The 13,323-nt window shown below is 56.6% G+C and carries 11 protein-coding genes and 1 pseudogene; 9 read left to right on the top strand and 3 right to left on the bottom strand.

Going from position 1 to position 13,323, the window contains the following annotated elements; genetic code table 11:
- Positions 1 to 28 precede the first annotated feature (28 nt).
- Entirely contained in the window at positions 29 to 154 is a 126-nt protein-coding gene (locus AB1E42_RS11860; protein ID WP_368344442.1) for a hypothetical protein, read from the bottom strand.
- Between the two features lie 235 nt (positions 155 to 389).
- On the opposite strand from AB1E42_RS11860, the gene AB1E42_RS11865 reads away from it, so the two are divergent.
- The gene (locus AB1E42_RS11865; RefSeq protein WP_368344443.1) at positions 390 to 707 is read left to right on the top strand and encodes an NnrU family protein; all 318 of its coding nucleotides are present in this window, start codon (positions 390 to 392) and stop codon (positions 705 to 707) included.
- 26 nt (positions 708 to 733) lie between these two features.
- Here the strand turns inward: AB1E42_RS11865 and AB1E42_RS11870 are convergent.
- Positions 734 to 922 (bottom strand): annotated as a pseudogene (locus AB1E42_RS11870) (carboxymuconolactone decarboxylase family protein); the annotation flags it as partial.
- Positions 923 to 1,054: 132 nt separating this feature from the next.
- A complete protein-coding gene (locus AB1E42_RS11875) occupies positions 1,055 to 1,750 on the bottom strand; it encodes a cyclic nucleotide-binding domain-containing protein (RefSeq protein ID WP_368344444.1) in 696 nt (231 codons plus the stop codon).
- A gap of 258 nt (positions 1,751 to 2,008) precedes the next feature.
- On the opposite strand from AB1E42_RS11875, the gene AB1E42_RS11880 reads away from it, so the two are divergent.
- The 8 genes from AB1E42_RS11880 (at position 2,009) to AB1E42_RS11915 (ending at position 13,266) form a co-directional block, all read left to right on the top strand.
- On the top strand, positions 2,009 to 3,421 hold the full coding sequence (locus AB1E42_RS11880; RefSeq protein ID WP_368344445.1) for an MFS transporter: 1,413 nt from the start codon (positions 2,009 to 2,011) through the stop codon (positions 3,419 to 3,421).
- A 57-nt stretch (positions 3,422 to 3,478) separates the two neighbouring features.
- Positions 3,479 to 5,095, top strand: a complete 1,617-nt coding sequence (locus tag AB1E42_RS11885) for an MFS transporter (protein ID WP_368344446.1) — start codon at positions 3,479 to 3,481, stop codon at positions 5,093 to 5,095.
- A gap of 63 nt (positions 5,096 to 5,158) precedes the next feature.
- Complete coding sequence (locus tag AB1E42_RS11890; protein ID WP_368344447.1) at positions 5,159 to 8,899, top strand: nitrate reductase subunit alpha; 3,741 nt, start codon at positions 5,159 to 5,161, stop codon at positions 8,897 to 8,899.
- Positions 8,896 to 10,419, top strand: coding sequence for a nitrate reductase subunit beta (narH, locus tag AB1E42_RS11895; RefSeq protein ID WP_368344448.1), 1,524 nt, complete (start codon positions 8,896 to 8,898; stop codon positions 10,417 to 10,419). Before AB1E42_RS11890 ends, narH begins: the two co-directional genes overlap by 4 nt.
- A gap of 1 nt (position 10,420) precedes the next feature.
- Positions 10,421 to 11,125, top strand: coding sequence for a nitrate reductase molybdenum cofactor assembly chaperone (gene narJ / locus AB1E42_RS11900; protein ID WP_368344449.1), 705 nt, complete (start codon positions 10,421 to 10,423; stop codon positions 11,123 to 11,125).
- Between the two features lie 11 nt (positions 11,126 to 11,136).
- Positions 11,137 to 11,886: a respiratory nitrate reductase subunit gamma gene (gene narI / locus AB1E42_RS11905; protein ID WP_368344450.1), complete on the top strand. Its 750-nt coding sequence runs from the start codon at positions 11,137 to 11,139 to the stop codon at positions 11,884 to 11,886.
- A gap of 5 nt (positions 11,887 to 11,891) precedes the next feature.
- A complete protein-coding gene (locus tag AB1E42_RS11910) occupies positions 11,892 to 12,689 on the top strand; it encodes a peptidylprolyl isomerase (RefSeq protein ID WP_368344451.1) in 798 nt (265 codons plus the stop codon).
- A gap of 16 nt (positions 12,690 to 12,705) precedes the next feature.
- Positions 12,706 to 13,266 carry a hemerythrin domain-containing protein gene (locus tag AB1E42_RS11915; protein WP_368344452.1) on the top strand — a complete coding sequence of 187 codons (561 nt, stop codon included), beginning with the start codon at positions 12,706 to 12,708 and terminating at the stop codon, positions 13,264 to 13,266.
- The last annotated feature ends 57 nt before the right edge of the window (positions 13,267 to 13,323 follow it).

The raw sequence follows: 13,323 nt of genomic DNA on the forward strand, positions 1-13,323 counted from the left end.
GGTTGCCGGCAAAATAGCTGACATTCGGTTAACTGTCAGACTTGCGTTCTTGGCCTCGATGGGTGTTTGCAGTGGCTCCGATCAGGCTCGCGTAGCGATCGGAAAGGTCGAAGAAGCCCATCTGCGCCATCGCTGCATCCATCTGACGTGTCACGACACCGAGGATACCCCGCCATCAGCGCGGGGGCAATTTATAGAGGTGCCCATAGGCGTATCGTTCCTTTTGGAGGTTCTGGCAGGCGTGGACACCCGCCACGATACGCCGCCTTCTCAGGCCCCATCACCCAGTTTCAGCCATAGCTCGTCATTGTGATTGGCAGTGGAGACCGAAACCGTTTTCATTTGGTGGTGCACGCAACGACAGGTTTGATCCAGACGCTCCCGGAATCGTGAGCTTCTGCCGCCATCCGCTGTTGATCGCGCTTTCCATATGGGCATTTGCACATATCTTGCCGAACGGTGATCTGGCCCATGTGCTGCTGTTCACCGTTTTTGCCGGCTTCGCAGTGTTGGGACAAAAGATCATCGACAGGCGCAAGCAACGGCAGATGGGCGCTGCAGCATGGACCGAACTATGGTTACAAACCCGCAAAGCGCAGATCACGGTTTCGGCGGGGTCAGTTGTTCGGTTCGTGGCGGCTTTACTGCTTTATCTTTTGTTGATCGGGTTCCACCCGCTGCTTTTCGGGGTCAGTCCACTGCCATGATGCGCCAATCGGCGACAACAAAGGGGCTACCCGTTTTCATCCTCAATCCAAGTTTTCGCCGCAACCGCGCGTGGCAAGCCAAGTGGACCAATTGCAAGCAGGGCCACTTGCTGAATGGCTGCCTCCTCGATTCCTTCGGCGCGCGCGCGCCGACAGTGAGAATGGACTGCTCCTTCAGAGGCAGCTCCAACAGCAAGCGCAAGTTTAACCAGGCGGCGTTCACGGTCGCTTAGAGGGCCAGCTTCGGCGCGGGCCTTTCCAAGTGCCGCATAAGCACTTCACAGGTCAGGATGTTGTTCAGCGAGCTCTCCGGCGGCTCCGGGCAAAGTCTTGGACACGGGTGCTTCTTAGGTCGAGTGATCATCAATAAGTGGGCTGGGTTTAGCAAAACGCATCAATTCCTCGGCGTCTGTGATCTTGATATGATTGCCATCGACGCGAACGCCATAGGGTTCCAGGCCTTTGAAGGCGCGGCTGAGGTTCTCGGGGGTCATTCCCAAAAACGATGCCAAGCGCCGCTTCTCCATAAGCAAGTCAAATGCGCTTGATCCTGTGCGCCCCATTTGGCGCAACAAGTAGTTTGCCAGTCGTTCCAATGACGTCCTAAGCTTGAGATCTTTGGTATTCTTGACGACGGCGCGATAACACTGGGAAAGCTCGGTCACGATGGCCCTTGCAAACGCACCGTCTTTTTCAAACACCTGACGCACATCCTCTGACGGTAGAAGAATAATCCTGCTTTTTTCCAATGTACGCGCTGACATCAGGTAAGGGGCGTCCTTGATAGTCGCTGCCAAAATGAATGTGCTGACAGGTCGCACAGTCGCCATACTGGTTTCCCTACCGTTCCATGAAGAAAACAGGTCAACGGCACCGGAGACGACAACATGCAGAAAATCCGGTGAGTCACCTTCGGTGATCAGATCAATACGTGGCGGGAAGTTCTGGACGTAGGACCCTCGCATGAGGGACTCGAAATTGACCTGATCCATATCGGCAAATAGCGCGAGAGCGCGCACGTCTTGTCGATACGATTCGGGCATTGTCTGCTTCCACCTCACCTTTGTACTTTGAAATCACCCTTGGCAACCACTTGATAATTGTCAAGCCTTCGATTGACAGCCGCTACCGCCTGATTTGACGGACCGCCTAACGCGACATGACCAATTTCTGTAAGCTATTTATTTTGCTGCATAAAAGTCGTCTTTTTGATCTGCATCAACAATCGCAGAACCGAACGACCTCATTTCTATCGCAACCCAGAACAGCAGCAACGGCTGCAAAAAGGCGGAGGGGCCGCGATGGAACTTCAAAACAAGGCCACAGCACTGTGGTCAAATTTCTTCAACGTAAAGATGGTGCAGATCAGGACCTTCCACATGACGTGGTTCGCGTTCTTCTCGTGCTTCTTTGCATGGTTCGGCATTGCGCCGCTAATGAGCGTTGTTCGGGATGAACTCGCACTGACGCCGAACCAGATCGGCTGGGCCATCATTGGATCGGTCTCAATGACTATTTTCGCCCGGCTGTTCATCGGCTGGCTCTGTGACCGCATCGGGCCCAGGAAGTCCTATACTTGGCTGCTGATCATCGGGTCGCTTCCAGTGATGGGCATCGGCTTGTCGTATAGCTTTGAAACTTTCTTGCTGTTCCGTGTTCTGATTGGCGGCATCGGCGCTGCTTTTGTTATCACGCAGTACCATACATCTGTGATGTTTGCGCCCAACGTGGTCGGCCAGGCAAACGCGACTTCGGCGGGCTGGGGTAATCTGGGCGGCGGTGTCACGCAATTTGTCATGCCGCTGTTGTTCTCGGTCATGGTCGTTGGTTTCGGCTTTTCCGAAGCGGTTGGCTGGCGCCTATCTATGGTTGTGGTCGGTGTGATCATCTTTCTAACCGGGATCGCCTATTATTTTCTGACCCAAGACGCGCCTGACGGCAATTTCGACGATCTGCGTGCGCTGGGCAAAATGGAAGAAAAGAAGAAAGTCACTGGCAATTACATGCAGGCACTCAAAGACCCACGGGTCTGGGTGCTGTTCGTAATCTATGGCGCATGTTTCGGTATCGAGCTGACAGTAAACAATGTCGCTGCTCTTTACTTCATGGACTACTTTGATCTTACCCTTGTAACAGCCGGTTTCGTCGCGGCCTCCTTCGGCCTGATGAACCTGTTTGCCCGCACGCTTGGCGGCCTGTTCGGGGACAATTTCGGATCGCTCTGGGGGCTCAAAGGGCGCGCATTCTGGCTCTTCATCTGCTTGTTCTTCGAGGGCTGCGCTTTGATGGTCTTCAGCCAGATGCATGTGCTGTTTCTCGCTTTGCCGGCTCTGATCGTCTTTTCGCTGTTCACGCAGATGGCGGAAGGAGCCACCTATTCGGTGGTGCCGTTCATCAACAAGAAGGCGCTTGGTGCTGTGGCCGGTGTAGTCGGCGCGGGCGGGAACGCGGGTGCTGTGCTCGCAGGGTTCCTCTTTAAGAACGTGATCGACTGGAGCGAGGCGTTCTTCATCCTAGGCATTGTCGTCACCTGTGCCTCTTTCCTTGCGTTCTTCGTTAGGTTCTCGACCCGGCAAGAAGACGAGGAGCGCGCCAACTTCGCGGCGGCCAACATCGAAACTCTCCGGTTGCGAGCCCTTAGGGCCAATGCGGCCTTGGAAGAGGGCTTGACCGCAATCGCGAAGAAAAATGGCGAAGCGAAACCAGCAGAATAACAATGAATGCGACGGGCCTGTTGCGGGCCCGTCCCACACTCAGTCTGGAGAAATAAAGTGGGACAAGATCTAAGAAACTGGAACATAGAGGACGATAGCTATTGGTCCTCAACCGGCAAATCGATTGCCACGCGTAACTTGTGGATTTCGATACCCTCATTGTTGTGCGGGTTTGCTGTTTGGTTATACTGGGGCATCATCACCGTTCAGATGATCAATCTGGGCTTTGCCTTTGATCAGTCACAGCTGTTTACGCTAGGCGCCATCGCGGGCCTGACCGGTGCGACGCTGCGTATTCCGTCGACATTCTTTATCCGTATTGCGGGTGGCAAGAACACGATTGTCTATACCACCGCTCTGCTGATGATCCCCGCCGCGGGCGCGGGTTTTGCGTTGCAAGATCCTGACACCCCCTTGTGGTATTTCCAGATCCTCGCATTCTTGTCCGGTATTGGTGGCGGCAACTTCTCGTCATCGATGTCAAACATTTCGTTCTTCTATCCCAAGAAAAAGCTGGGCTATGCGCTTGGCATGAATGCTGGCCTCGGCAACTTTGGCGTGACCACGATGCAGATCCTCATCCCTCTGGTGATGACGGTTGGCATTTTCGGCGGTGAAAGCCGCACACTGGTGAATACTTCCGGCACGCTGATCGGCAAAATTCCAGCCGGTACAGAGACCTACATCCACAACGCTGGCCTGATCTGGCTCGTATTCCTGATCCCATTGGCGATCATCGGCTGGATTGGTATGAACAACATCCGTGACGAGCACGTCTCACCCGACATCCCTAACCCGCTGGGTGGTTTCGCAATTATCACCGGTATGCTGGTGCTGGGCCTTGGTGCTGCGGCGTTCGGCCTTTGGTTGCTCTTGCCGCAAACCGAAGGTGGCCTTCCGACGTCGGGCCTTGGCGTTTCCAAATGGATCGTGCTGCCGATCGTGATCGCGCTGACGGTATTCCTGCTAAAAATGATCCCGGGCGCTGTTGGTCAGAACCTGACCCGCCAATACAAGATTTTCGGCAACAAGCACACTTGGGCGATGACAGTGATCTACACCATGACCTTCGGGTCATTCATCGGCTTCTCTGCTGCATTGGCGCTGACCATCAAGGTTGTATTTGGTTTCAGCCACATTGAAGTCGACGGACTTATGACCCATGATACCGTGAACCCAAATGGCCCCTCGGCCCTGATGTTCGCATGGATGGGGCCGTTCATCGGCGCACTGATCCGCCCGATTGGGGGTATCTGGGCTGATAAGGCCGGTGGCGCAAAGGTGACTCAGATCATCTCCGTTGTCATGGTCGCCTCGGCGCTGGGTGTCGCCTACTTCATCCAAGCGGCTTACAACTCGACGACACCGGAACAGTATTTCTACCCATTCCTGGGCCTGTTCCTGATCCTGTTCGCAGCCACCGGTATCGGCAACGGATCGACCTTCCGGACAATCGGTGTGGTGTTCAACAAAGAGCAAGCCGGCCCTGCACTTGGGTGGACCGCTGCGGTTGCCGCTTACGGCGCCTTCATCATCCCCAAAGTCTTCGGGGAACAGCTGAAAGCAGGAACCCCTGAGCTTGCTCTCTATGGCTTCGCAATCTTCTACGCTGTCTGCATCGCAATCAACTGGTGGTTCTATCTGCGACCTAACGCCTACGTGAAGAACCCTTAATCCTGACCCCTGCCTTCCCCGGCGCAACGCCGGGGAAGAATCCCTTCAACAGGAGACAATGACATGAGCCACCTGCTCGACAGATTGAACTTCCTTCAGTCCAAGGAACTGGAACAGTTTTCGGACGGCTTTGGGAAAGTGACAACGGAAGACCGCGACTGGGAAGATACCTATCGCAATCGCTGGCGCCACGACAAAGTCGTCCGCTCGACCCACGGAGTAAACTGCACAGGATCTTGCAGCTGGAAGATCTACGTCAAGTCGGGGATCGTGACCTGGGAAACCCAACAGACCGACTATCCGCGCACCCGCGCTGATCTGCCCAACCACGAGCCGCGCGGCTGCGCCCGTGGCGCGTCATACAGCTGGTATCTCTATTCCGCGAACCGGGTGAAGAACCCGCTGGTGCGCGGTCGGTTGATGAAAATCTGGCGCAAGATGCGCGAGACGATGGAGCCGATCGAGGCCTGGACCAAACTGCAGGCTGATCCGATCCTGCGCGCCTCTTACGTGGAAACACGCGGCAAGGGCGGTTTCGTCCGCGCCACATGGGATGAGGCGACCGAAATCACGGCGGCCGCAAACGCGTATACGGCCAAGACCTATGGCCCCGACCGCGTCTTTGGCTTCTCGCCGATTCCTGCAATGTCGATGGTCAGCTATGCCGCTGGCTCGCGTTACCTGTCGCTGATGGGCGGCGTCTGCATGTCGTTCTATGATTGGTACTGTGACCTGCCGCCTGCGTCGCCCATGACTTGGGGCGAGCAGACAGACGTGCCGGAAAGTGCCGACTGGTACAATTCAGGCTACCTGCTGCTTTGGGGCTCCAACGTCCCACAGACCCGGACGCCGGACGCGCATTTCTACACCGAGGCGCGCTATAAAGGCACCAAATCCGCCGTCATTTGCCCCGATTATTCCGAGGCCGCCAAGTTCGGCGACGTCTGGCTGAACGCCAAGCAGGGCACGGATGCGGCCCTGGCGATGGCCTTTGGCCACGTCATCTTGCGTGAATTCCACTTGGACCGTCAGGCCGAATACTTCGAGGATTACACCCGCAAATATTCGGATTTCCCGATGCTGGTGAAGCTGGACGAAAAGGACGGCAAGCTTGTGCCGGGTCGTTTCTTGCGGGCGGACGATCTGGACGGCAAACTGGGTGAGGACAACAACCCCGAATGGAAAACTGTCGCCTATGACGAGGCTTCCAAAGGGTTTGTCGCGCCTAATGGGTCCGTCGGATATCGCTGGGGCGAAGACGGTGAATGGAACCTCGAAGAAAAGGCGAAAGAGGCCGAGACCAAGCTCAAGATGAGCTTCGTTTTGGAAGAAGACCATGACGATGTTCTGGGCGTCGACTTTCCCTACTTTGGTGGCGAGGCGTTTGGCCAGTTTAAGACGGATGCCGATCACCCTGACGTTCTGACCCGCAACATCCCGGTGAAAAAGATCAAAACCGCCGATGGCGAGATTGCGGTCGCGACCGTGTTCGACCTGTTCTGTGCCAACTACGGCTTGGACCGTGGTCTCGGCGGTGACTGGGTTACATCGGACTATGCCAATGACATGCCTGGTACGCCTGCTTGGGCCCAGAAGATCACTGGCGTCCCGGCTGACAAGATCATCCACGTGGCTCGCGGATTTGCTGACAACGCAGAGAAGACGAACGGCAAGTCGATGATCATCATCGGGGCCGCGATGAACCACTGGTTCCACATGGATATGAACTATCGCGGAGTCATCAACATGCTGGTGATGTGTGGCTGTGTTGGGCAATCCGGCGGTGGCTGGGCACACTATGTGGGGCAGGAAAAACTGCGCCCGCAGACCGGCTGGCAACCTCTGGCCTTTGCGCTGGATTGGAACCGTCCTCCGCGGCACATGAACTCGACTTCAGCATGGTATGCGCACACGGATCAGTGGCGCTATGAGACCCTTAAAGCAGACGAGATCCTGTCACCCACAGCGCCCGAGGGCGATTGGGACATTTCCCTGATCGACTACAACATCCGCGCCGAACGCATGGGCTGGTTGCCGTCTGCTCCGCAGCTCAAGACCAACCCGTTCGAAGTAGCCAAGGCGGCCAAGGCGGCGGGCAAGGAAATCCCGGCCTATGTGGCCGAGAACCTGAAGTCCGGCGAACTGGAAATGTCCTGTGAGGACCCGGATAACCCAGCCAACTGGCCGCGCAACTTGTTCGTGTGGCGTTCCAACTTGCTCGGGTCTTCGGGCAAGGGGCACGAATACTTCCTCAAGCACCTGCTTGGCACCGATCATGGTGTGATGGGCAAGGATCTTGGCGAAGACGGCGGACAATTGCCCAAAGAGGCCAGGTGGCATGAAGATGCGCCGCGGGGCAAGCTGGACCTGCTTGTGACCATCGACTTTAGAATGAGCACGACCTGCGTCTATTCCGACATCGTTCTACCAACGGCCAGTTGGTACGAAAAGGACGATATGAACACGTCTGACATGCACCCGTTCATCCACCCGCTGCAAGCAGCGGTCGATCCGGCCTATGAGTCCAAATCCGATTGGGAAATCTTCAAGGCAATCGCCAAGAAATTCCAGCAGATCGCACCGGGCTATCTGGACAAAGAGATAGATATCGTCGCCCTGCCGATCCTGCACGACACCCCTGCGGAGATCGCGCAGGACCAGGTGAAGGACTGGAAAAAAGGCGAATGCGACCTGATCCCGGGCAAGACCGCCCCTGCTTTCGTGGCGGTCGAGCGGGACTATACCGCGATCTATGACCGCTTCACGGCGCTTGGCCCGATGCTTGATAAACTCGGCAATGGCGGCAAGGGCATCACCTGGAACACCCAGGACGAGATCGACAACCTGTCGGCTCTCAATGGTGTGCAACTGGACGGCGCGGCAGCGGGACGCCCAAAAATCGAAACGGCCATTGACGCTTGCGAAGTCATCCTGATGCTCGCACCTGAGACGAACGGCAACGTCGCCGTGAAGGCTTGGGAAGCTCTGGAAAAAGCCACGGGGCGCGAACATGCGCATCTGGCTGAAGGCGAACATGGCAACAAAATCCGTTTCCATGACATTGCAGCTCAACCGCGCAAGATCATCTCCAGCCCCACATGGTCGGGCATCGAGTCGGAGAAAGTCAGCTACAACGCGGGCTACACGAACGTCCACGAGCTGATCCCGTGGCGGACCTTGACAGGGCGGCAACAGCTTTATCAGGATCACCTCTGGATGCGCGCATTCGGCGAAGGCTTCATGTCCTACCGCCCGCCCGTTGATCTGAAGACCATTACAGCGGATGTACAGGATGAGGGCGACAACCTCGTTTTGAACTTCATCACGCCGCACCAGAAGTGGGGCATCCACTCCACCTATACCGACAATCTGTTAATGCTCACGCTGAACAGGGGCGGTCCGGTGATCTGGATCAGCGAGAATGACGCCAAGAGCGCCGGGATTGTCGATAACGACTGGGTGGAGCTTTACAACACCAACGGTGCCCTGACGGCGCGCGCGGTTGTCTCGCAGCGGATCAAGGACGGCACAACGTTCATGTATCACGCTCAAGAGAAGATCGTGAACACGCCGGGCTCTGAGAAGACCGGGAACCGCGGGGGTATCCACAACTCTGTAACCCGCGCTGTTCTCAAACCCACACACATGATCGGTGGCTATGCCCAGCAGTCCTACGGCTTCAATTACTACGGCACCGTGGGATCGAACCGGGACGAGTTCGTCGTTGTCCGCAAGATGAAGAAAGTGGACTGGCTCGACAAAGAAAAGAGCTGGGAAGCACCTGCACAGGAGGCAGCAGAATGAGAATCCGCGCACAAATCGGCATGGTGCTGAACCTCGACAAATGCATCGGGTGCCACACATGCTCTGTCACTTGCAAGAACGTCTGGACGAGCCGGGACGGCGTTGAATACGCCTGGTTCAACAACGTGGAAACCAAGCCCGGCACGGGGTATCCAACCGACTGGGAAAATCAGGATCGCTGGAAAGGCGGCTGGGAGCGGACGAAGGCAGGCAAGCTGCAGCCCAGGCAGGGCAGCAAATGGCGCATCCTGTCCAACATCTTTGCCAACCCGTCCATGCCCGAGATCGACGACTATTATGAGCCGTTTGACTTTGATTATGACCACCTGAAATCCGCCCCGGAAATGGAGGCGTTCCCCACGGCGCGCCCCCGTTCCAAGATCACTGGCGAGCGTATCCAGAAGATTGAAAAAGGTCCAAACTGGGAGGAAATCCTGGGCGGTGAATTCTCCAAGCGCTCGGCGGATTACAACTTTGAGGGCATCCAGAAGGAGATTTACGGGGAATACGAGAACACCTTCATGATGTATCTCCCCCGTCTTTGCGAACACTGCCTGAACCCGGCCTGTGCCTCGTCCTGCCCATCGGGCGCGATCTACAAGCGTGAAGAAGACGGCATTGTCTTGATCGACCAGGAAAAGTGCCGTGGCTGGCGCATGTGCGTGTCGGGCTGCCCCTATAAGAAGATCTACTACAACTGGGAAAGCGGCAAATCCGAGAAATGCACCCTGTGCTATCCCCGGATCGAAAGCGGCAACCCGACGGTCTGTTCTGAAACCTGTGTCGGACGCATTCGGTACCTGGGTGTCATGCTCTATGACGCCGACAAGATCGAAGATGCGGCGAATATGGAGGACGAACAGGACCTGTATGATGCGCAACTGGGCGTGTTTCTTGACCCCAACGACCCTGTCGTGATTGAGACAGCCCGCGCTGATGGCATACCGGAGGACTGGATCAAGGCCGCGCAGGAAAGCCCGATCTGGAAGATGGCGATGGAGTGGAAGGTCGCCTTCCCGCTGCACCCCGAATACCGGACGCTGCCGATGGTGTGGTACATTCCGCCACTCAGCCCGATCCAGAATGCAGCCGAAGCCGGAACCATCGGGACCGATGCTGGCATGCCGGACGTCAAGAACCTGCGGATCCCGGTCAAATACCTCGCCAACATGCTGACCGCAGGAGATGAAGAACCTGTTGTCACGGCGCTCGAGCGTATGCTGGCAATGCGATCCTACATGCGCTCCAAGACGATCGAAGGGGTGGTTGACGAAGCCATCGCGGCGCGCGTCGGGCTTTCTGGCCGTGTGATTGAAGACATGTACAAGATCATGGCGCTTGCCGATTACGAAGACCGCTTCGTCATCCCGACAACACACCGTGAACAGGTGGAAGAAGCTTATGACCTGCGTGGCGGCTGTGGTTTCACCGACACCAACGGATGTGGCGGCGGATCATCGAAGGGCTCGCTCTTCGGCGGCTCCAAAAGACCCCTCAAGATGCCATCGGAGGCGATGTGATATGGACCGGACCTTAAAAGCACTATCACTCATCCTGAGCTACCCGACCCGCGAGTTGCAGCAGGCGATGCCCGAAATCGGCGCCGTTCTGGCCTCGGACACACGTCTCACAGCAGCAGCCCGTCGGGCGTTGCGCCCGCTGGTGGAGGAGCTGAGCGGACGCGACATCTATGACCTCAAAGAGCAGTTCGTCCTGCTTTTCGACAGATCGCGCACCTTGTCGCTCAACCTGTTCGAGCACGTTCACGGAGAAAGCCGAGATCGGGGCGGCGCAATGGTCTCGTTGGTCGAGACGTATCGGGAGGGCGGGTTCGATCCCGTCACCTCGGAACTCCCGGATCACTTGCCTGTTTTGCTGGAATTCCTGTCGACGCGTCCCTTCGAAGAAGCACAGGATACTCTGGCGGATGCAGCCCATATTTTTGAGGCGCTGAACGCCCGGCTTGTCCGGAGGGAAAGCCCTTATGGCGCTGTATTCGCCGGAATTTTGCAATTGGCCGGGGTGAAAGCCGATCAGGACGCAGTTGCCGAGATGCTCGCGCAGCCTGACGATGATCCGACCGATCTGGAGGCTCTCGATGAGGTTTGGGAAGAAAGCGAAGTGCTCTTTGGCCCCGATCCCAATGCTGGATGTCCCCATGCGCGCGAAATGCTCGCGCAGATGGATTTTCCCGTTAACCCCGCGCCGCGACACGCGGCTGAATAGGGAGACAAGACATGTTCTTGAACTTTGATATCAACTTCATCATCTTCGGCATATTGCCCTATGCAGCGCTGACCATCCTCGTTGTTGGATCAATCGCTCGCTATGACCGCGATCAATACACGTGGAAAAGCTCCTCTAGTCAGCTGCTAAAGCGCAAACAACTGATCTGGGGCTCGATCCTGTTTCATGTTGGGATCATCACGATCTTTTTTGGGCACCTCGTTGGCCTGTTCACACCGGTCTGGGTGCTTGACGCACTTGGCGTGCCATATTCGCTCAAACAATGGATGGCCGTGATTATTGGCGGCCCTGCAGGTATCGCGGCCTTGATCGGTGCATCCCTGCTTATGCATCGTCGTCTGACTGAGCCACGGATCCGAGCAACGTCCAGCCGGATGGATATCACCATCATGGCATTGATCTGGTTGCAACTGGCCATTGGCTTGCTGACAATCACGCAGACTCTGCAACACATGGACGGCTCCGAGATGGTGCGTTTCATGAACTGGTCGCAGAGCATCGTCACTTGGAACATCAATGCATGGGTTACAGTGGTAGACGTGCATTGGCTCTACAAGTTGCACATCTTCCTTGGCTTGATCATCACGGCGCTCTTCCCCTTCTCGCGGTTGGTTCACATGGTTTCGGGCTTTGCAGCACCGTTCCGGTACCTTTTGCGGCCTGGCTATCAGATTGTGCGCTCGCGCCGTCAAATAGCGCTGCCCAAGCGTGCCGATACCAAAGCGACACCGGCGGAGTAAAGCAAATGAAAGCAGCACTCTTTCCAGATCTGGTCGTCAACGGCGAGCATGTTCCCCACGGCCTGATTGCTGCGGAGACGCAGAACCAGGACGCGCCGAAAGGCAAACCCGGTATTGCTTGGCGCAAGGCGGCCAATGCCGTGGCGATCCGCACCTTGTTGTTGCAAGAAGCGCGGTCTCGCAGCGTCGAGGCAAAACCCAATGAGGTCGCCCCGGGGCGGTTTGAAACTGATGAGGAGGCCCTGATCAGGGGCCTCCTAGAGGAGGCGATTGATGTTGTTCCCCCAACTCGGGAGGACATCGCATCCGAATGGGAAAAAGATCCGACGCGCTTTCGAACACCGCCGCTTTGGGAGGTGTCCCATATCCTGTGCGCCTGCGATCCGCGGGACGAGGCAGCACGCGCCAAAGCGCTAGGCCGTGCCAAGGGGCTGCTTGCCTTGGTGCTGGGTGAACCAAAGAGCTTCGCGGCACTGGCCGCACGCCAGAGCGATTGCGGGTCCAAGACCTCAGGCGGGACGCTCGGCCAACTTGGCCCGAATGACACCGTTCCTGAGTTCGAGGCTGCCCTGCGTCACCTTGTTGAAGGCGAGATTTCGACAGAGCCGGTTCTGACCCGCCATGGCTATCATATCATCCGAATGGATGCGGTTGCGTTGGGGCAGGTCCTGCCATTCGAAGCCGTTCGCGGGAAAATTTCCGAAGCAATGGAGAAAGCAGCTTGGGCGCGGCAGTCCCGTACCTTCATCACCCAATTGGTCGAAGCCTCAGATATCGAGGGGGCAGACCTGAGCATGGTCTAACTGGGAGGAGAGGACGATGGGAAAAGATCCTAAACGACTCTTGAGAACGGCAAGAGGTGAGGCTGCTGATGTTTCCGACTTGGACAATCCACTAGACTTCATCGCCGAAGATCATATGCGCGAACGGGAGGTCTGCGCAGTGATCGATCGGATTGTCGCCTCTGCATCCATAGAACGCGCAGAGATCGACCCAGTCCTCACCTTTCTGGAAACGGAACTGCCGCAGCATCTGGCTGATGAAGAAATTGATCTGTTTCCGATGATGCTAAAACGCTGCGAGCCGGAAGACGAAATCGACAAGGTGATCGACAAGCTTCAATCTGATCATGGCCATGCCATCGCCGACGCGCCGGCGATTGTCGCGATCATCAGAGGTTTCGATAAACCTAACTCGCGGCCCTCCCAATCGGATTGCGAGCAAATTATGGATTTTGCCCATCATGCGCGCCGCCACTTGATCCTCGAAAACGCGGTCATCCTTCCGATCGCCCGGGCGAGACTGACCGAGGCGGACCTGAACGCAATGAAAAGGCACATGCTGGAGCGCCGTAGTCTAAAGCCCACGCTCGGAGAATGAGACATGCTGAATGATCTTCTTGACCGCAACGTGAAATGGTCTGAACAGAAGAACCCG

The sequence above is a fragment of the Pelagovum sp. HNIBRBA483 genome, from assembly GCF_040931995.1.
GTDB lineage: Bacteria > Pseudomonadota > Alphaproteobacteria > Rhodobacterales > Rhodobacteraceae > JAEPMR01.